At 67.7% G+C, this 18,240-nt stretch carries 15 protein-coding genes and 2 riboswitches; of the genes, 4 read left to right on the top strand and 11 right to left on the bottom strand.

Annotated features, from left to right (window positions below; all coding sequences use genetic code 11):
- Nucleotides 1-31 precede the first annotated feature (31 nt).
- Nucleotides 32-934 carry a 3-hydroxyisobutyrate dehydrogenase gene (mmsB, locus tag AC1DCZ_RS01160; RefSeq protein ID WP_476973023.1) on the bottom strand — a complete coding sequence of 301 codons (903 nt, stop codon included), beginning with the start codon at nucleotides 932-934 and terminating at the stop codon, nucleotides 32-34.
- 178 nt (nucleotides 935-1,112) lie between these two features.
- On the opposite strand from mmsB, the gene AC1DCZ_RS01155 reads away from it, so the two are divergent.
- Nucleotides 1,113-2,012 carry a LysR family transcriptional regulator gene (locus AC1DCZ_RS01155; protein ID WP_476973081.1) on the top strand — a complete coding sequence of 300 codons (900 nt, stop codon included), beginning with the start codon at nucleotides 1,113-1,115 and terminating at the stop codon, nucleotides 2,010-2,012.
- A 75-nt stretch (nucleotides 2,013-2,087) separates the two neighbouring features.
- On the opposite strand, the gene AC1DCZ_RS01150 is transcribed toward AC1DCZ_RS01155, so the two are convergent.
- From AC1DCZ_RS01150 to AC1DCZ_RS01140, 3 genes are all read right to left on the bottom strand, one after another.
- Complete coding sequence (locus AC1DCZ_RS01150) at nucleotides 2,088-3,470, bottom strand: MFS transporter (RefSeq protein ID WP_476973022.1); 1,383 nt, start codon at nucleotides 3,468-3,470, stop codon at nucleotides 2,088-2,090.
- Nucleotides 3,471-3,671: 201 nt separating this feature from the next.
- Nucleotides 3,672-4,865 carry a homoserine O-acetyltransferase MetX gene (metX, locus tag AC1DCZ_RS01145; protein WP_476973021.1) on the bottom strand — a complete coding sequence of 398 codons (1,194 nt, stop codon included), beginning with the start codon at nucleotides 4,863-4,865 and terminating at the stop codon, nucleotides 3,672-3,674.
- Nucleotides 4,866-4,876: 11 nt separating this feature from the next.
- Nucleotides 4,877-4,992: riboswitch (SAM riboswitch) on the bottom strand.
- A 153-nt stretch (nucleotides 4,993-5,145) separates the two neighbouring features.
- Entirely contained in the window at nucleotides 5,146-6,462 is a 1,317-nt protein-coding gene (locus AC1DCZ_RS01140; protein ID WP_476973020.1) for a bifunctional o-acetylhomoserine/o-acetylserine sulfhydrylase, read from the bottom strand.
- A gap of 64 nt (nucleotides 6,463-6,526) precedes the next feature.
- Nucleotides 6,527-6,642: riboswitch (SAM riboswitch) on the bottom strand.
- Between the two features lie 207 nt (nucleotides 6,643-6,849).
- Here AC1DCZ_RS01140 and AC1DCZ_RS01135 point away from each other — a divergent pair.
- Nucleotides 6,850-7,488 carry a VOC family protein gene (locus tag AC1DCZ_RS01135; RefSeq protein WP_476897179.1) on the top strand — a complete coding sequence of 213 codons (639 nt, stop codon included), beginning with the start codon at nucleotides 6,850-6,852 and terminating at the stop codon, nucleotides 7,486-7,488.
- Between the two features lie 96 nt (nucleotides 7,489-7,584).
- Here AC1DCZ_RS01135 and AC1DCZ_RS01130 read toward each other — a convergent pair whose 3' ends face one another.
- Nucleotides 7,585-8,352: a CPBP family intramembrane glutamic endopeptidase gene (locus AC1DCZ_RS01130; RefSeq protein ID WP_476897178.1), complete on the bottom strand. Its 768-nt coding sequence runs from the start codon at nucleotides 8,350-8,352 to the stop codon at nucleotides 7,585-7,587.
- A gap of 88 nt (nucleotides 8,353-8,440) precedes the next feature.
- Between AC1DCZ_RS01130 and AC1DCZ_RS01125 the strand changes: the two genes are divergently transcribed.
- Nucleotides 8,441-9,121, top strand: a complete 681-nt coding sequence (locus AC1DCZ_RS01125; protein ID WP_476973019.1) for a histidine phosphatase family protein — start codon at nucleotides 8,441-8,443, stop codon at nucleotides 9,119-9,121.
- Between the two features lie 50 nt (nucleotides 9,122-9,171).
- Here the strand turns inward: AC1DCZ_RS01125 and hutI are convergent, their stop codons facing one another.
- From hutI to tdh, 4 genes are all read right to left on the bottom strand, one after another.
- Nucleotides 9,172-10,398 (bottom strand): imidazolonepropionase, encoded by a 1,227-nt coding sequence (gene hutI, locus AC1DCZ_RS01120; RefSeq protein ID WP_476973018.1) that lies wholly within the window; start codon nucleotides 10,396-10,398, stop codon nucleotides 9,172-9,174.
- 11 nt (nucleotides 10,399-10,409) lie between these two features.
- Nucleotides 10,410-11,525, bottom strand: a complete 1,116-nt coding sequence (locus tag AC1DCZ_RS01115) for an NAD(P)/FAD-dependent oxidoreductase (RefSeq protein WP_476973017.1) — start codon at nucleotides 11,523-11,525, stop codon at nucleotides 10,410-10,412.
- Nucleotides 11,526-11,597: 72 nt separating this feature from the next.
- A complete protein-coding gene (locus AC1DCZ_RS01110; RefSeq protein WP_476973016.1) occupies nucleotides 11,598-12,824 on the bottom strand; it encodes a glycine C-acetyltransferase in 1,227 nt (408 codons plus the stop codon).
- Nucleotides 12,825-12,929: 105 nt separating this feature from the next.
- Nucleotides 12,930-13,976, bottom strand: a complete 1,047-nt coding sequence (gene tdh / locus AC1DCZ_RS01105; RefSeq protein ID WP_476897173.1) for an L-threonine 3-dehydrogenase — start codon at nucleotides 13,974-13,976, stop codon at nucleotides 12,930-12,932.
- A gap of 160 nt (nucleotides 13,977-14,136) precedes the next feature.
- Between tdh and AC1DCZ_RS01100 the strand changes: the two genes are divergently transcribed.
- The gene (locus tag AC1DCZ_RS01100) at nucleotides 14,137-15,057 is read left to right on the top strand and encodes a LysR family transcriptional regulator (RefSeq protein ID WP_476973015.1); all 921 of its coding nucleotides are present in this window, start codon (nucleotides 14,137-14,139) and stop codon (nucleotides 15,055-15,057) included.
- Nucleotides 15,058-15,137: 80 nt separating this feature from the next.
- Here AC1DCZ_RS01100 and gatB read toward each other — a convergent pair whose 3' ends face one another.
- Both gatB and gatA read right to left on the bottom strand, forming a co-directional pair.
- Nucleotides 15,138-16,643, bottom strand: a complete 1,506-nt coding sequence (gene gatB, locus AC1DCZ_RS01095) for an Asp-tRNA(Asn)/Glu-tRNA(Gln) amidotransferase subunit GatB (RefSeq protein ID WP_476973014.1) — start codon at nucleotides 16,641-16,643, stop codon at nucleotides 15,138-15,140.
- Entirely contained in the window at nucleotides 16,643-18,238 is a 1,596-nt protein-coding gene (gene gatA / locus AC1DCZ_RS01090; protein WP_476973013.1) for an Asp-tRNA(Asn)/Glu-tRNA(Gln) amidotransferase subunit GatA, read from the bottom strand. Before gatA ends, gatB begins: the two co-directional genes overlap by 1 nt.
- Between the last annotated feature and the right edge of the window lie 2 nt (nucleotides 18,239-18,240).

The raw sequence follows: 18,240 nt of genomic DNA, 5'->3' as shown, positions 1-18,240 counted from the left end.
GGGGAGGATCTCCTTCTAAAAAGTGGGGGGGTTACTTGGCGGACTCGAACGAGCCGTCGACGAGCTTGACGATCGCGGAGCAGTCCGTGCCGGACTGGCCTGCGTCGATGAGCCGCTGGAAGAGCTGCTGGACGTGCTCGCCGATTTCGAGCGGCGTGCCGGTGTCCTTGGCGGCGCTGATGGCCAGGCCGATGTCCTTGTTGGCGAGTTCTGCGGTGAACGTCGGTGCGAAGTTGTTGTTCGAGGCGGCGGTGGGCACGACGCCGGCCACCGGGTACCAGGTGCGCAGCGCCCAGCTGTCGCCGGAGGAGACGGAGGCGATGTCCCAGAAGACCTGTTTGTCCAGGCCCAGGCGGTCTGCGAGGACGGCGCCCTCGGCCGTGGAGGCGAGGTTGATAAACAGCATCAGGTTGTTGCAGATCTTGGCGGCCTGGCCGGTGGTGGCGCCGCCGGTGGGGATGATGTTGGCGGCCATGGGGCGGATGTATTCGGTGGCGTCGGCCACCGCGCCGGCCTCGCCGCCGACCATGAACGTCAGCGTTGCAGCCTTCGCCCCGCTCATGCCGCCCGAGACGGGCGCGTCGACGAAGCGGAAGCCGGCGGCAGCGGCGGCGTCGTGCAGGGCCTGCGCGGAGGCGATGTCGATGGTGGAGGAGTCCACCAGCAGGGTCCGGGTGTCTGCGTGGGCCAGGACGCCGTCCTCGCCGAGGTAGACGGCCCGGGCGTGCTCGCCTTTGGGGAGCATCGTGAAGACGACGTCGGCGCCCTTGACGGCCTCGGCGATGCTGCCGGCGGCCTTCACGCCGCCGGCCTCAGCGGCGGAAACAGCCTCGGCATTGAGGTCGAAGCCGCGGACCTCGTTTCCGGCGTTCGCCAGGTTCACCGACATGGATCCGCCCATGTTCCCCAGTCCGATCCATGCGATAACTGCCATGGCATAAGCTCCTATGCTTTGTGTCCCTACGATCCGGCCAACGCCGGAACGTCCAGTGTCAAGGATCACATCCTGATAGAGTGCAATCAAGGAGAAAAATCACAGATAGCATGTTCAAAAATGCACATAACCGTGCACGGGACGATGGAGTCGTCCGGAGAGGTGGACCATCGTGGACCTGCGGCGCCTGCCCAGCCCGGACGATCTGCTGATCCTCCTGACAGTTGCCCGGCTGGGCCGGTTCAACGCCGTGGCGGAGACGCTCGGCACCACCCACACGACCATCTCCCGCCGGATCCTGGCCCTGGACAAGCAGCTCGGCGGGCGGACCCTTGAGCGCAGCCCGCAGGGCTGGGAACTGACCGAACTTGGCGGCCAGGCTGTCGCCGCGGCCGAGGCCATCGAAGACACCCTCGGGGCACTCTCCGGCCGCATCGCCAAGTCCGGGGATGTAGTCTCCGGCCTGGTCCGGATCAGCACGCCGGACGGCTTCGGCGCGGAGTTCCTGGCTCCGGCGCTCGTCCGGCTGCAGCACGAAAACCCGCGGCTCAACGTGGAGCTGCTCAGTGCCACGCGCAAGGCCAGCCAGAACCGCTCGGGCGTGGACCTCGAGGTGGTGGTGGGCAACATGGACGTCAGCAACGCCCATGCCATCTTCCTCAGCAACTACTTCCTGCGGCTCTACGCCAGCCCCCGCTATGCGCAGGAGCGCGGGCTTCCGGCAACGCTCGATGACGTCCGCCAGCACGGCTTTGTCTCCTACGTGGAGTCGGCGCTGCAGGTGGCCGAGCTGGGCCACCGCTCCACTCAGCTTCCGCTGCCGAGGTCAAGCTTCCAGGCCACCAGTATTTTCGCCCAGCTTGAAGCCGTCCGGCGGGGCGCCGGGATCGGGCTTCTGCCCAACTTCATGGTGTGCGGAAAACCAGGATTCCTTCCCGTACTGCCGGACGACTTCCAGCGGCAGCTCCCCATCTGGACCGTGGCGCGGCCCGAATCGCTGCGCTCGGCCCCGGTACGGGCCGTCCTTGAGGCGGTCCGGACCGAAGTCCGGGAGCGGCAGGATGTGCTCGCCGGCTGAGGCAGGGTTAAACAGACGCTGGCCGCGCCCGCACACAGTGCGGACGCGGCCAGCGTGGCTGCCGGCGGGCGGGGACTACCGCTTGCCGGCTGCGAGGAGGTCTGCCGTGCCCTGGGCGTCGGCTGCGTCGACGTCGTGGAGCGAGATGCCGCGGGTCTCCTTGAGGAAGAGCACCGCGACGGCCGTGATGGCGCAGGCAATGAGCAGGTAGATGGCCACCGGGACAGAGGACTTGTACTGCGACAGCAGTGCAACGGCGATGATCGGGGCCAGCGAGCCGGCGACGATCGAGGTCACCTGGTAGCCCAGCGAGACACCGGAGTAGCGCATCCGGGTCGGGAACATCTCGGCCATGATGGCCGGCTGGCCCGCGTACATGAGTGCGTGGAAGAGCAGGCCGATGATGACCGAGGCGAGGATGATGAGGTCATTCCCGGTGTCCATCATGGGGAACGCGAAGAAACCCCAGGTGGCACCAAGGACGGCGCCGGCCATGTAGACGGGCTTGCGGCCCAACCGGTCAGAGAGCTTGCCGACCATCGGCACCACGGAGAAGTGGATCAAGTGCGCCACAAGCAGGAGCAGCAGGATCCGGCTCGTGTCGGCGTGGACGACGGTCTTGAGGTAAGTGATCGAGAACGTGACGACGAGGTAGTACAGGACGTTTTCCGCAAAGCGCAGGCCCATGGCGGTGAACACGCCGCGGGGGTAGCGGCGGAAGACTTCGGCGACGCCGTAGCCCTTCTTTTCCAGAACCACTTCCTTCTGCGCCTCGAGGAAGATGGGAGCATCGCTGACCTTGGTGCGGATGTAGTAGCCAACCGCGACGATCACGGCGGACAGCCAAAAGGCGACGCGCCAGCCCCAGCCGAGGAAATCGGCAGAGGACAGCGTGGAGGACAGGATGAAGAGCACGGCGGTGGCGAAGAGGTTGCCCAGAGGAACGGCAGACTGCGGCCAGCTGGCCCAGAATCCGCGGGACTTGCTGGGGCTGTGCTCGGCAACGAGGAGGACGGCGCCGCCCCACTCCCCGCCGACGGCGAAGCCCTGGGCGAAGCGCAGGAACACCAGCAGGGCCGGGGCCCAGTAGCCGATCTCCTTGAAGCCGGGCAGGCAGCCCATCAGGAAGGTGGAGACACCGACGAGGATGATGCTCAGCTGCAGGAGCTTCTTGCGGCCGAACTTGTCGCCGAAGTGGCCAAAGACGATGCCGCCGATGGGGCGGGCGATGAAGCCGACCGCGTAGGTGAGGAACGCGGCAAGGATGCCGTCCAGTTCCGTGTTGGAGTTGGGGAAGAACATCTTGCCGAACACCAGCGTTGCCGCGGAGGCGTAGAGGAAGAATTCGTACCACTCGACGACGGTGCCGGCCATGGAGGCCGCAACCACCTTCTTCAGTCCCGACGTATTGACGTCAGGCTCTGCTGTGCGCCTTGCGGCGGCCTTTTCCATACTCATTGGAACTCCTTCGGCGTCGCCATCGACACCCTGTGGACCATTGGACTGAGGACGCGTGTGACGTAGGGCACGGCGCGTCATTCCTCACGAGTATGGACTCTCCCGCCCGTGGCCTCAACCGCCATTAGTGCAAGGCATATCTGCAAAAACGCACACCCGCGCGTCCTGCACCAGGGCATGGCGGACCTGCCGGTCCAGCCGCTAGGCGAAGAAGATCCGGCGGAGCTGCCCGCTCAGCTGCCCGATTTCAGTCAGGAAGCCGTCATGGCCGATCGGCGCCTCTATCAGGTGCAGGTCCGCCCCGCCCGGCAGGGCGTCGGCGAGTTCCCGGGACTGGGCCGGGAAATACAGCCGGTCCGAGTCCACTGCCGCGACCAGGAACTCCGCGGTGGCCGGCGCCAGGGCCTCCTCGAGGCCCCCCCGTCCGCGGCAGATATCGTGGCTCATAAGGGACTCGGTAATGGCGATGTAGCTGTTGGCGTCGAAGCGCCGGACCAGCTTGTTGCCCTGGTGGTCCAGATAGCTTTCCACCTGGTAGCGGCCGCGGCCGGCCACCGATCCGGCCTCCAGCGGCGCCTCGGATTCCTGGGCGTTCCGGCCGAACCGTCCGTCCAGTTCCGCGGCAGAACGGTAGGTGATGTGCGCGATCCGGCGCGCCAGGGCCAAGCCGGCTTCCGGCTCCGGGCCGTCGTAGTAATCGCCGCCGTTGAAGTTGGGATCCTGGCGGATGGCCAGGGTCTGGGCCTGGGCGAAGGCGATCTGCTCTGCCGTGCTGCTCGCGCCCACGGAAATAACGGCGCAGCGGCGGACCCGGCCGGGGTACGTGACGGCCCATTCGAGGGCTCGCGCCCCGCCGAGGGATCCGCCCAGAACCGCGTACCAGCTTCCGATTCCCAGGGCATCCGCGAGCCGGGCCTCGGCCGCGGTGGTGTCCCGGAGGGTGGCGAGCGGAAACCTGGAGCCCCAGGGGCGCCCGTCCGGAGCCGGCGTCGAAGGCCCGGTGGAGCCGTAGCAGCCGCCGAGGATGTTGATCGAGACGACGAAGTACTTGTCCGTGTCCACGGGAGCGCCCGGGCCGGCGAGCTGTTCCCACCAGCCGGGCTCTTCGCTCGCGCCGCGGGTGACGTGGGTGTCTCCGGTCAGGGCGTGTTCGATCAGCACCGCGTTGGAGGCGTCCGCGCTCAGGGTCCCCCACGTCTCATAGCCCAGGACCACATCCGGCAGCCGGCCGCCGGATTCGAGGTCCAGGGCTCCGATCCGGAGGTACCGGACGGTGCCATCGGGTACCGCCGCGTCGGCCACCACCGCCTCAGGCGGCACGGGAGCTGCGGGCTCGTTCTTGTTCTCGGAGGGCTTGGTTCCGGGTACACCACTGCGGGTGACGGCAATCGTCATGAGAGGACCTAACTTCGCGCTTGCCCGCCGTCAGCTGACCGGCAGGCCAGGTCTTCACCCGGGGCACCCCGCCGCAAATGGAGGGTTGCCGGCCAGCAAGCCGGGGCTGTCACTGGCACTCATGACCTCCACTGAGTCTACGAAACCCGGTGCGGGAATGGCCAAGATTGTGACTTCCATGTGACAGGACTGCGTCCTGTACACCGAGACCGCCGGAAACCGACGAGTTCGCCCGGGCCTTACGGCGACGTCGACGGTTTCCGGCGAATTCGGGGGGTCCCTAGGCGCCCTTCGCGGCGCGGAATCCGGCGTCGAGGTCCGCGATGATGTCATCGATGTGCTCCAACCCGACGGAGAGCCGCACGAGTCCCGGGGTGACGCCGGCGATCTCCTGCTGCTCCGGCGTCAGCTGGCTGTGCGTGGTCGACGCCGGATGGATGACGAGGGAACGGACGTCGCCGATGTTCGCCACGTGCGAGTGCAGTTCCAGGGCGTCGACAAAACGCTTGCCGGCCTCCGCTCCTCCGGCGATGTTGAACGCGACGACGGCGCCGGTCCCCTTGGGCCCGTATTTGCGGCCCCGCTCGTACCAGCGGCTGGACGGCAGCCCGGCGTAGGCGACGGATTCGACGTCGTCCCGCGCCTCCAGCCATTCGGCCACCCTGACGGCGTTGGCGACGTGCCGTTCGACGCGCAGGCTCAGGGTTTCGATGCCCTGGGCGATGAGGAAGGCGTTGAAGGGTGAGACCGCCGAGCCGAGGTCGCGCAGCAGCTGGACCCGGGCCTTGAGGATGTAGGAAAGGTTGGCGCCCAGGGCGCCGTCCTTGCCGAGGTCGCGGGCGTAGACGAGGCCGTTGTAGGTGGGGTCCGGGGTATTGAAGCCCGGGAACCGCTCGGGGTCCTTGCCGAAGTCGAAATTGCCGGAGTCCACGATCACGCCGGCGATCGCGGTACCGTGGCCGCCGAGGTACTTGGTGGCGGAGTGCACGACGATGTCCGCACCCCACTCGATCGGCCGGATCAGGTACGGGGTGGAGAGGGTGTTGTCGACGATCAGCGGCACACCGGCCTCGTGCGCCACCTTCGAGACGCCTTCGATGTCCAGCACGTCCTGGCGCGGATTGGAGACGACCTCGCCGAAGAACAGCTTGGTGTTGGGCCGGACGGCGTCGCGCCACTGCGCCAGGTTGTCGGGGTCCTCGACGAAAGTGACGGAAATGCCGAACTTTTTCAGAGTGTGGGCCAGCAGGTTATAGGTTCCGCCGTACAGGCTGGGGCTCGCCACCACGTGGTCGCCGGCCTCGGCGACGTTGAGGATTGCTAAGGTCTCCGCGGCCTGGCCGGAGCTCAGGAGCAGGGCTGCGAGTCCTCCTTCCAGACTGGCCACGCGCTGCTCTACGGCATCCTGGGTGGGGTTGCCGATCCGGGTGTAGATCGGGGCGAGCTCGGCCAGCGCAAAGCGGTTGGCGGCACTTTCAGCGCTGGGGAACACGAACGACGTCGTCTGGTAGATGGGCAGGGACCGGGCGCCGGTGGCGCTGTCCGGCTCCTGGCCGGCGTGGATCTGGCGGGTTTCGAAGGACCAGGCATTGGACATTGGAGAGCTCCTCAAGTAACCGGGCACAGCCCGCCCCCGGAACCATCGGTCCGGGACGGCACAGGCGCCGCGCTTGCCCTCCGGCGGGCGCCGGACGGCCAGGTCTTCACCCGGGGCACCCCACCGCGATACGAGGGTTGCCGGCCAGCAAGCCGGGGCTGTGTGCTGGCACTCATGACCTGGCATCAGTCTAGGAAGACCCGTCCGGCGCTGGATAGCTTTGTGACGAAAATGAAGATGACGGGCGCTGTAACCGCGCCTCAGGGAACTGGAACCCGCGCACTGGCGGCACCAGCGGGCGCGCCGCACAGGGACCCCGAATGACATCCCACCACGGTTAGGGGACCCTAAGCTGAGAGCTCCATCACAAAGTGCCAAGATGAGGGCATGCGCATGGATCACGTCTCTTACGCCTGTGAACACGATGGCTTGGCAGCCACCACCGAACGAATCGCAACTGCCCTCGGCGTCGAAGCCGTGAAGGGCGGAGTGCACCCCCGGTTCGGGACCCGCAACATGATCATCCCGCTCGCGGGACACAAGTACCTGGAGGTCGTGGAGGTCCTGAACCACCCGGCGTCGGACAAGGCCCCGTTCGGCCAGGCAGTCCGTGCACGCTCCGAAGCGGGCGGCGGCTGGATGGGCTGGTGCGTCGAGGTCGACGACCTCGCCCCCTTCGAGGAGCGGCTGGGCCGCGCCGCCGCCAACGGCAACCGGAAGTTCCCGGACGGCCGCGAGCTGGTCTGGAAGCAGATCGGCATCCTCGGACTCATCGCCGACCCCCAGGTGCCCTACATGCTCAAGTGGGAGGGCGATCCGGCGCTTCACCCCTCCAACGCCTACGAGAGCAACGTCAAGATGTCGGCCCTGACCATTGCCGGCTCGGCAGCACGGGTCACCGAATGGCTCGGCGAACCCGTCGAGAAGCCGCTGGAAGACGTGGCCGTGAACTGGATCGCGCCGCACGGCACCCCCGGCATCCTCTCTGTCACCTTCGAAACAGCCTCCGGAGCCGTCACCATCTGAGGCCCTGACCGCCCCGCACTTCGGCCGGCATCAGCAGGTGTCAATGACGTCACCCATCGATGGCGGCCGATATTTTTTAAGCAACGCGGCGCCCTCTCAGCCCAGGCCGATCGCCTTACCGAAGAGGCTGAAGCCGACGAACGCCACCGTGTCCAGGATGGCGTGGGCGATCACGAGCGGCATCACACGGCGGGTCCGGGTGTAAATGAGGGCGAAGATGACGCCCATGATGGCGTTGCCGATGAACGGTCCGAAGCCCTGGTACAGGTGATAGCTGCCGCGCAGCATGGAACTGGCGAAGATCGCCACGGGCATGCTCCAGCCGAACTTGCCGAACCGGTCCAGCAGGTAGCCCACCACGATCACTTCCTCCACGATGCCGTGCCTGACTGCGGACAGGACCAGCACCGGCACCGTCCACCAGTAGGAGTCAAGCGCACTCGGGATGATCGCCGTCGTGATGCCGAGCGCCCGCCCGGCGGCGTAGAGGCCCAGCGAGGGAACCCCGATCATGGCGGCGAGTCCCACACCCTGCAGCAGGTCCTTGCCGGGCCTGGCGAAGTTGAAGCCGAGCTTCCGGAACGCCGAGGTGCCGTGCTCGCCGGCCGGACGGTGCTCCGTCAGGAAGTAGATCACCAGGACCACCGGGACCAGGGCGAAGACGATGTCCAGCAGCTGGTAGGTGAGGTCGAAGTATTCGCGGGTGCTCTGCGAGCGGTTCAGCGTGGACGTCCCCTGCGCCAGCGGCGCCTTGGTCATCTTGTCCAGCAACTGCACCACGGAATAGACCGCGGACTGGCCCAGCGAGAGCCCCAGGACAATCCACACTTCGATCCGCAGCCGGCGGCGGGAGGGAACCAACATGGTCCTATCTTGCCTGCACTTGCCGAAAGTTTCCTGATGCCGCCACACGTCCCGGGCGGGCCGCGCGCCCGGAACTATGCTGGGGCTTATGAGCGCGCCCGGGAAAATCATTCTGATCCGCCATGGCCAGTCCGCGGCCAATGCCGACACGTCGATCTACAACAGGGTGCCGGATTACCGGATCCCGTTGACCCCGCTGGGAGTGGAGCAGGCCCGGGCGGCCGGCGAGGAAGTGCGCCGGCAGCTGGACGGCCGCCAGGTGTGCGTCTATGTCTCCCCGTACCTCCGGGCCTACCAGACCCTCGAGGCCCTCAACCTGGGTCCGCTGGTGGAGCGGGTGATTGAGGAGCCGCGGCTGCGGGAGCAGGACTGGGCCAATTTCCAGATCGCCGGTGACATCGAGGACCAGAAGGAACTCCGCAACGCCTATGGCCATTTCTTCTACCGCTTCCGCGAAGGCGAGTCCGGCTCCGATGTCTACGACAGGATTTCCTCGTTCATGGAGACCCTCTACCGGCACTGGTCCAAACCGAGCTACGCCCCGAATGCGCTGTTCGTGACCCACGGGCTGACCATGCGCCTCTTCTGCATGCGCTGGTTCCACTGGTCCGTGGAATACTTCGAATCCCTCAACAACCCGGACAACGCCGAGGTCCGGACGCTCCTGCGGACGGCCCGCGGCAAGTATGAGCTGGACAAGGCATTCACCCAGTGGGAGGAGCGCCGCGTGGACGAGACCGTCCTGGACGCGCCGCCCATGTTCTTCTAGCGCGGCTGCGTCCCGCAGGGCCGGCTGCCCGCCTGCCTGGGTGCAGGGGGTCACCTCATGCGCTGGGGGACGCCTGCCCGCCACACGGCGTGGGTCAGCGGGATGCCGGGCCGGTAGGCCAGGTGTGTGGCGGACGGTGCGTTGAGCAGGTGCAGGTCCGCGCGGTGCCCGACGGCGATCGAGCCCACGGCGCGTTCGCCGTCGACGTCGTTCCCGGACTCCCGGCCGAGCGCCAGCGCGCCCCCGTAGGTGGCCGCCCGGACAGCCTCGCGGACGCTGAGGCGCATCTGCAGGACGGCGGTGGCGACGCAGAACGCCATCGAGCTCGTGTAGGACGTGCCGGGGTTGCAGTTGGAGGCCAGCGCGATCTGGACACCGGCGTCGAGCAGCGCCCGGCCCGGAGCCAGCGGCTGGCGCGTGGAGAGATCGCACGCGGGCAGGCACGTGGCGACCGTTCCGCGTGAGCCCCCGGAGCCGCTGCCGGGATCCGTGTCCCAGCCGGACCAGCCGGCCGCCAGGGCGTCGATGTCGGCGGCGGAGAGGTAGTTCACGTGGTCCACGCTCGCGGCGCCGAATTCGACCGCGAGCCGCACCCCCGGGCCCTCGCCGAGCTGGTTGCCGTGTACGCGCAGGCCCAGCCCGGCGTCCCTGCACGCCTGCAGGACCCGACGGGACTGGTCCTCGGTGAAGGCCCCCTGCTCGCAGAAGACATCGGCCCACCGGACGTAGGGACGGACGGCGGAGAGCATCGGCCCGCAGACGAGGTCCGTGTACTCCTCGGGATCCATCCCCGCGGGCACCAGGTGCGCGCCGAGGTAGGTGACTTCGTCCGCCACGGTGGCGGCGATGCGGGCGCTGCGGGCCTCGTTCTCGACGTCCAGGCCATAGCCGGTCTTGGTCTCCAGATAGGTGGTGCCCTGCGAGACGGCCTCGGCGACGCGCCCGAGCGCCAGCCGGGTGAGGTCGAAGTCCCCGGTGCTCCGGGTGGCTGCAGTGGTTACGGCAATCCCGCCGGCGCTGTAGCTCTCCCCCGCCATCCGGGCCTCGAACTCGGCCGTGCGGTCCCCGGCGAAGATCAGGTGGGTGTGCGAATCCACCCAGCCCGGCAGCACGGCACGGCCGCCGGCATCCACGGCGTCGTCAGCGGCCGGCGCATCGGCCGCGGCACCGATCCAGGAAATCCGCTCGCCCTCGATGACCACCGCCGCGTCGCGGAGGACGCGGTGTTCCGCGTCCTGGGTCATCAGCTCGGCGATATTGGTAATGAGGGTGCTCATGAGTCCATTCTTCAGCGCCGGATGGACATCCGGGTCGCTGCCAGCGCCGCGGCTGTCCGGGATGCCGGACTGCCGGCCGGGACCGGCTCCGAGGAGCCCTGCCCGGCGAGGATCAGCTCCGCAGCCAGCTCGGCAATGCCGGAGGAGGTCTGGAAACCGTAGCCGCCCTGGCCGGCGAGCCAGAAGAAGCCGGTGGCCTCGGCGTCGAACCCCACAACGGGGATACCGTCGTCGACTTCGGTCCGCAACCCCGTCCAGGCCCGGCGGACGCTGCCGATCCCCATGGTGGTGACGGAGTTGAGCCGGGTGATCAGCGCCTCGATGTCGCCCGGATAGGGCTGAGCGTCTTCGGGGCCGCTCGGCACGGACTCGGACGGGGAAATCAGCACCTGCCGCCTCCCGTCCGGCCGGAAGTAGAAGCTGCCCGTCGAGGCCACCATCGGGCAGCCCTGCGGGAGGGGGTGTTCGACGTCGACAATCGCCGCGGTGCGGCGGTACGGCTGGAGTCCGAGTTTCTCGACGCCGCTGAGCACCGCGAGCTCGTCCGCCCAGGCGCCGGCGGCATTGACCACGACGGCGGCCTCGAAGCCTTCCTGGCCGGCGCCGAGCTCCCAGCCGGTTCCGAGGCGCTGCGCCGAGTGGACCCTGGCGCCGGTGATGATGTCCACGCCGCCCGCGACGGCCCGCTCCCGGTGGTCCTCCAGCAGCAGGGACGCATTGCAGGCGAAGGATCCGGAGTCCAGGCCGGCGGCCGTGAAGGAGTCCGGTTTGAGCGCCGGGCAGATTTCCAGGGCTTCGGCGTGGCTGATCCGGTGCATGAAGCCGCTGGCATGCCTCTGGACGTCGTCCTCGTCACCGATCAGCATGAACCGGCGCGGCGAGAGCACGGGTTCAGGCCGCGTGCCCTCATGGGTGCCGATGAGTTCGAGGGTGCGCATGGTCAGTTCCTGGACCACGGGCGGCCCGTAGCTGGGGATCAGCTGCCGGGCCGAGCGTGCGGAGGTGTGGTAGCCCAGGGACTGCTCGGCTTCGACAAGGGCCACGCTGCACCTGCCGGCGAGGGCGGAGGCCAGGGACAGGCCGGCAATGCCGCCGCCCGCAATCACGACATCGTATTTGGCTGACATGACTCCATCCTTGCACCCGGCAGGAGGTCGCGTCAGTACTTTTCGAAGTGCGGGCGGCGGCGGAGGTTGCGTCTAGGAGTCGGCTGCCACCTTGGCGGCCACCGCCTCGCGGCTGCTGACGAAGGCGCGCACGCAAGCCTCGACGTCTTCGCTGCTGTGTGCGGCGGAGAGCTGGACGCGGATCCGTGCGGCACCCTTGGGCACCACGGGGTAGCTGAAAGCCGTGACGAAGACGCCGTGGTGGAGCATCGCATCAGCCACCTTGGCGGCCATGACTGCGTCACCGAACATGACGGGAACAATCGCATGCTCGCCCGGAAGCAGCTCAAAGCCTTCCTCGCTCATCCGGTTCCGGAACAGTTCCGCGTTGGCGAACAGCTTGCTGCGCAGCTCGCCCGAGTTTTCCACGAGGTCCAGCGCCGTCAGCGTCGCGGCGACGATGGCCGGTGCCAGCGAGTTGGAGAACAGGTACGGGCGCGCCTTCTGCCGAAGCATGGCGACGATTTCCCGTCGCCCGGAGACGTAGCCGCCGGAGGCCCCGCCGAGGGCCTTTCCGAAGGTGCCGGTGTAGATGTCTATCCGGTCCGAGACGCCGGCGTGCTCGGGGGTTCCGGCCCCGGTGGCGCCCATGAAGCCCACGGCGTGGGAGTCGTCCACCATGACCATGGCGTCATACTTTTCGGCGAGGTCGCAGATCGCTTCGAGCGGGGCGAGGAAGCCATCCATCGAGAAGACACCATCCGTGACGATGATCTTTCGGCGGGCCGGGTTCGCCTGGGTGGTGGCCTCGATCAGCTTCGATTCGAGATCCGCCATGTCCTGGTTGGCGTAACGGAAGCGCTGGGCCTTGCAGAGCCGGATGCCGTCGATGATGGAGGCATGGTTCAGGGCGTCCGAGATCACGGCGTCTTCGGGGCCGAAAAGGGACTCGAAAACGCCGCCGTTGGCGTCGAAGCAGCTCGAAAACAAGATGGTGTCTTCGGTGCCGAGGAACTGCGAGACGCGGGCTTCCAGGGCCAGGTGCTGATCCTGGGTTCCGCAGATGAAGCGGACGCTGGCCATGCCGAAGCCGCGGGCGTCCATGGCTGCCTTGGCGGCGGCGATGATGTCCGGGTGGTCCGCGAGGCCCAGGTAGTTGTTGGCGCAGAAGTTCAGGACGTCCGCGCCGGCCTCCCCGATCTGGCCGGCCTTGATGTGGTTGGCCTGGGGCGAGTCAATGTGACGCTCGGTCTTGAACAGTCCGGCGCTGCGGATCTCGTCCAGCTCGTGCTGCAGCTGGTCCTTGATGGCTGAATACATGGGTTGTGCTCCTCAGCTGGGGTGAATTCCTGGTGGGTGTGCCGCACGGCGTGCGCGGCGGCCGCTTGCGTGGCGTGGCTTGGCGTGGCTTGGGACGGCGTCGGCCTAGAAGACTGTCCAGTCCAGGACCACTTTGCCGCCGACGCCGGCGCGGGCGATCTCAAAGCCCTTCTCCCACTCCGTGGCGGGAAGGGTGTCTGTGACGACTGCGGAGATGTTGGCGTGCAGTACCGGGTTGGAGGAGAGCATGGCGCTCATGGCGTACCAGGTCTCGAACATTTCGCGGCCGTAGATGCCCTTCATGGTCAGCATGTGCGTGACCACCTTGCCCCAGTCGATGTCGATGGACTGGCTGGGCAGTCCAAGCATCGCGATCCGGCCGCCGTGGTTCATGTTGTCGATCATCTCAGGCAGTGCAGTGGGGTGGCCCGACATTTCCATGCCGATGTCGAACCCCTCGCGCATGCCCAGTTCACGCTGGGCGTCCTTGACGCGCATTTTCGAGACGTCGATGGCGAGGTCGACGCCGAGCTTCCGGGCCAGTTCCAGCCGCGGGGCGGAGACATCGGTGATGGCGATCTTGCGGGCGCCGGCATGCCGGGCGACGGCGATTGCCATCAGGCCGATGGGTCCGGCGCCCGTGATCAGCACGTCCTCGCCGACGAGCGGGAAGCTGAGGGCGGTGTGGACCGCGTTGCCGAAGGGGTCGAAAATGGCGCCAAGTTCCGGCGTCACAGAGGGGTCCTGGTGGACCCACACGTTGGTCTCGGGGATCACGACGTACTCGGCGAAGGCGCCGTCACGCTGGACGCCGACGCTGACGGTGTTGATGCACATCTGCTTGCGGCCGGCCCGGCAGTTGCGGCAGATGCCGCAGACGATGTGGCCTTCGCCCGAGATGCGGTCCCCGACCTTGACGTCCAGGACATCCTCGCCGATCTCCACGACCTCGCCGTAGAACTCGTGGCCGGCGATCAAAGGAGCGTTGATGATGCCCTGCGCCCAGGCGTCCCAGGACTGGATGTGCAGGTCGGTGCCGCAGATGCCGGTGGTCATGACGCGGATCTTGACGTCGCCGGCGCCGGTTTCCGGCTCCGGGCGGTCCACGAGCTCGAATCCTGCGTGGGCGCCGGCCTTGTAGAGAGCCTTCATCGGCCTTCCTAACTGTGCTTTTCACTGTGCTGTTTACCGTGCCGTCTGGGGCAGGTACGTGTGGGACAACTCACCCCATTAGACCGAGCAAAAAGCATTAGCACAACCGAATTCTTCTCAATCGACGAATTAGATATTGCTTCCGCATAGAATGGTGGCCATGGAAATCCACCAGCTGGAGATGCTCCGGGAACTCGGGGCCCTGGGCAGTGTCAAGGCAGTCGCGGAGACCCTGCTCGTCACACCCTCGGCGGTCTCCCAGCAGCTGGCGGCCCTGCAGAAGACGGTGGAGGTGCCGCTGACCCGGAAAGAGGGCCGGAACCTGGTGCTGACCGAGGCCGGCCAGGTGCTCGCGGATGCCGGGGCCGCCGTCGTCAGTGCCATGGCGGACGCCAGGATGGCGATCGGCGCCTATCACGGCTCCCCCGTGGCTCCTGTGACGCTCAGCGGCTTCCACAGCGCCGGCCAGGCGCTGTTTGCGCCGCTGGCCCGGCTCCTGGATGCTCCGGGCCAGCCGAGGATCCTGCTCTCCGACGAAGACGTGGCCCAGCAGGACTTCCCGGCCCTGACGGCCCGCTACGACCTCGTGCTGGCGCACCGGATGGACCATAGCCCGCGCTGGCCCGAGGAACGCGTCGCTGTGATCCCGCTCGCGCACGAGCCGCTGGATGTGGCTCTCCCTGCCGGGCACCGGATGGCCGGCCAGCGGGCGGTGACGGCGGACGACGTCGTCGGCGAACCCTGGGTGACCAGCCACACCGGCTACTCCCCCGCGGACGTACTCTCCGCCGTCGCGGCCGTCTCCAGCAGGGAACTGAACATCGTGCACCGGATCAACGACTACTCCACGGTGGCGGCGCTCGTGGCTGCCGGGAGCGTGATCGGCCTGTTGCCGCGGCACACGGCGCGGCCGGTGCTGAACCCGGGCATCGTGCTGCGCCCGCTCGAGGGCATCAGCACGCGGCGCCGGATCGACATCCTGGCGCGGCCGGAGAACCTTAAACGCAGATCGGTCATGATGGTCTGCGAGGCACTGCAGAGAATCATGACCGATTTGGTGTCACCTGATCGCCCCGCTTAACCCAAGTAACTCGCAGCAGGGGCCGTTCTGGGGGCTCAAAACGGCCCCTGCTGCGAGTCAGTTGGGCAGGGCGGCTGGGCCTAGCCTTCGACGCCGAGGCGCTGGAGGATCAGCTCCTTGACGCGGCCGGCGTCGGCCTGGCCGCGGGTGGCCTTCATGACGGCGCCGACGATCGCGCCGATCGCCTGGAGCTTGCCGCCGCGGATCTTGTCCGCGACGCCGGACTGCGCGGCGAGGGCCGCGTCGATGGCCTCCAGGAGCGGGCCGTCGTCGGAGACCACGGCGAGGCCGCGCTTGGCCACGATTTCCGCCGGGGTGCCTTCGCCGGCGAGCACGCCGTCCAGGACCTCGGTTGCCATCTTGTTGTTGATCTTGCCGTCCTCCACCATCTGGTTCAGTTCCACGATGGTGGCCGGTGCGACACCGAGCTGGCCGGGATCGACGTCGGCGTTCTTGGCGCGTCCGACGATCTCGCCCATCCACCACTTGCGCGCCACCGTGGCGGTGGCGCCGGCGGCGATGGTTTCCTCGATCTCGTCCAGAACGCCGGCGTTCACGACGTCGCGGAACTCCAGGTCGGAGTAGCCCCAGCCGGCCTGCAGGCGCTTGCGGCGGGCGGCCGGCGGTTCGGGCAGGGTGGCGCGGAGTTCCTCGACCCACTCGCGCGACGCCACGATCGGCACAAGGTCCGGTTCCGGGAAGTAGCGGTAATCATCGGCGTCGGACTTGGGACGCCCCGAGGTGGTGGTGCGGGTGTCCTCGTGCCAGTGGCGGGTTTCCTGGGTGACCGGCTGGCCGGAGTCCAGGACGGCCGCGTGCCGCTGGATTTCGTAGCGGACGGCGTGTTCGACGGCGCGCAGCGAGTTGACGTTCTTGGTCTCCGAGCGGATGCCGAAGCGTTCGCGGCCGTGCGGGCGCAGCGAGACGTTGGCGTCGCAGCGGACGTTGCCGCGTTCCATTTTGGCGTCCGAGACGCCGAGGTTCTTGACGATTTCGCGGACCGCGGCGACGTAGGCCTTGGCGAGTTCGGGGGCACGGCTGCCGGCGCCCTCGATCGGCTTGGTGACGATCTCCACGAGCGGCACGCCGGAGCGGTTGTAGTCCACGAGGGAGTAGTCCGCGCCCTGGATGCGGCCGGTGGCGCCGCCCATGTGGGTCAGCTTGCCGGCGTCCTCTTCCATGTGGGCGCGTTCGATTTCCACGCGGAACACGGTGCCGTCGGAGAGCTCGACGTCCAGGTAGCCGTCGTACGCGATGGGCTCGTCGTACTGGGAGGTCTGGAAGTTCTTCGGGGTGTCCGGGTAGAAGTAGTTCTTCCGGGCGAAGCGGCACGTCTCTGCGATCTTGCAGTTCAGGGCCAGGCCGATCTTGATCGAGGACTCGATCGCGGTCCTGTTCACCACCGGCAGCACGCCGGGCATGCCGAGGTCGACCTCGTTGACGTTGGTGTTGGGCTCGTCGCCGAAGACGTTGGGCGCGGAGGAGAACATCTTGGTCTTGGTGTTGAGCTCGACGTGCACCTCGAACCCCAGGACGGGATCATACTTCTCCATGGCCTCTTCGAAGCTCAGGGTTGCGTCAGTCATTAGTGTGAACCTCCGTGGCTCAGGGCGGTGGCAGCCGCAGAAGGAGCAGCCGGTGCAGAATCAGTGAGCGAGGGGGCAGTCAGTGAGGGAGCCTTGTCCAGCAGCGGTCCGCCCCACTGCGCCTCGAGCAGGGATTCCAGGACGGCGCCGACGCGGTAGAGCCGTGCGTCCTGGCGGGCCGGGGCGAGCAGCTGGATGCCGACCGGCAGTCCGTCCTCGTCGGCCAGCCCGCCGGGCAGGGAGAGCCCGGGGACGCCTGCCATGTTGGCCGGGATAGTGGCGACGTCATTGAGGTACATCGCCAGCGGGTCGTTGAGTTTCTCGCCGAGCTTGAAGGCGGTGGTGGGCGCCGTCGGGGAGATCAGCACGTCCGCCTTGGCGAACGCCGCCTCGAAGTCGCGCTGGATCAGGGTGCGCACCTTCTGGGCCGAGCCGTAGTAGGCGTCGTAGTAGCCTGCGCTCAGGGCGTAGGTGCCCAGGATGATGCGGCGCTTGACCTCGTCGCCGAAGCCGGCGGCGCGGGTGGCCCCCATGACGCGTTCGATCGTCAGCGGCCCCTCTTCGGGCAGGACGCGCAGTCCGTACCGGACGCCGTCGAACTTGGCCAGGTTCGAGGAGGCCTCGGAGGGCATGATCAGGTAGTAGGCGCCCAGGGCGTACTTGAAGTTGGGGCAGGAGACCTCGACGATCTCGGCGCCGGCGCCCTTGAGCAGCTCGAGGGACTCGTTGAACCGGTTCTCGACGCCGGCCTGGTAGCCCTCGCCGTGGAGTTCCTTGATGATGCCGATCTTCATGCCCTCGACGTTGCCGGTCCGTGCAGCGGCGACGAGGTCCTCGAGCGGATCCGGCAGTGACGTGGAGTCGCGGGGATCGTGTCCGCCGATGACCTGGTGCAGCAGTGCCGAGTCCAGCACCGTGCGGGAGACCGGGCCGATCTGGTCCAGCGAGGAGGCCATGGCGATAGCGCCGTAGCGGGAGACCCCGCCGTAAGTCGGCTTGACGCCGACCGTTCCGGTGACGGCGCCGGGCTGGCGGATGGATCCGCCGGTGTCGGTGCCGAGGGCCAGCGGAGCCTCGAAGGCGGCGACAGCGGCAGCGGAACCGCCGCCGGACCCGCCCGGGATGCGGTCCAGGTCCCAGGGGTTGTGGGTGGGGCCGAACGCGGAGTGCTCGGTGGAGGAGCCCATGGCGAATTCGTCGAGGTTCGTCTTGCCCAGGATCGGCATCTTCGCGGCGCGCAGGCGCTCGACGACGGTGGCGTCGTAGGGGCTGTGCCAGCCTTCGAGGATCTTCGAGCCCGCCGTGGTGGGCTGGCCGATCGTGACGATGAGGTCCTTGACGGCGATCGGCACGCCGGCGAGGACGTGGAGCTGTTCGGCTTCGGCACCGCCGGCGGCGCGGATCGCGTCCACCTCGGCGGCGACGGCGAGCGCCTCCTCGGCGTTGACGTGCAGGAAGGCGTGCACCTTGCCGTCGACGGCGGCGATGCGGTCCAGGTACGCCTGGGTGACCTCGACGGCGGTGACCTCGCGGGCTGCCAGCTTCTCGGCGAGCGCGGCGGCGGAGAGGCGGATCAGTTCGTTGTTCTCAGTCATGG

The organism is Arthrobacter sp. 10N418, from assembly GCF_056394725.1.
The sequence above is the reverse complement of the archived record's forward strand: the minus strand, read 5'-3'. Positions and strand labels throughout refer to the sequence as shown.

What these genes read in the sequence shown, in the direction of transcription:
- mmsB (WP_476973023.1), bottom strand. Translation starts at nt 934, where the DNA reads ATGGCAGTTATCGCATGGATCGGACTGGGGAACATGGGCGGATCCATG.
- AC1DCZ_RS01150 (WP_476973022.1), bottom strand. Translation starts at nt 3,470, where the DNA reads ATGAGTATGGAAAAGGCCGCCGCAAGGCGCACAGCAGAGCCTGACGTC.
- metX (WP_476973021.1), bottom strand. Translation starts at nt 4,865, where the DNA reads ATGACGATTGCCGTCACCCGCAGTGGTGTACCCGGAACCAAGCCCTCC.
- AC1DCZ_RS01140 (WP_476973020.1), bottom strand. Translation starts at nt 6,462, where the DNA reads ATGTCCAATGCCTGGTCCTTCGAAACCCGCCAGATCCACGCCGGCCAG.
- AC1DCZ_RS01135 (WP_476897179.1), top strand. Translation starts at nt 6,850, where the DNA reads ATGCGCATGGATCACGTCTCTTACGCCTGTGAACACGATGGCTTGGCA.
- AC1DCZ_RS01130 (WP_476897178.1), bottom strand. Translation starts at nt 8,352, where the DNA reads ATGTTGGTTCCCTCCCGCCGCCGGCTGCGGATCGAAGTGTGGATTGTC.
- AC1DCZ_RS01125 (WP_476973019.1), top strand. Translation starts at nt 8,441, where the DNA reads ATGAGCGCGCCCGGGAAAATCATTCTGATCCGCCATGGCCAGTCCGCG.
- hutI (WP_476973018.1), bottom strand. Translation starts at nt 10,398, where the DNA reads ATGAGCACCCTCATTACCAATATCGCCGAGCTGATGACCCAGGACGCG.
- AC1DCZ_RS01115 (WP_476973017.1), bottom strand. Translation starts at nt 11,525, where the DNA reads ATGTCAGCCAAATACGATGTCGTGATTGCGGGCGGCGGCATTGCCGGC.
- AC1DCZ_RS01110 (WP_476973016.1), bottom strand. Translation starts at nt 12,824, where the DNA reads ATGTATTCAGCCATCAAGGACCAGCTGCAGCACGAGCTGGACGAGATC.
- tdh (WP_476897173.1), bottom strand. Translation starts at nt 13,976, where the DNA reads ATGAAGGCTCTCTACAAGGCCGGCGCCCACGCAGGATTCGAGCTCGTG.
- AC1DCZ_RS01100 (WP_476973015.1), top strand. Translation starts at nt 14,137, where the DNA reads ATGGAAATCCACCAGCTGGAGATGCTCCGGGAACTCGGGGCCCTGGGC.
- gatB (WP_476973014.1), bottom strand. Translation starts at nt 16,643, where the DNA reads ATGACTGACGCAACCCTGAGCTTCGAAGAGGCCATGGAGAAGTATGAT.
- gatA (WP_476973013.1), bottom strand. Translation starts at nt 18,238, where the DNA reads ATGACTGAGAACAACGAACTGATCCGCCTCTCCGCCGCCGCGCTCGCC.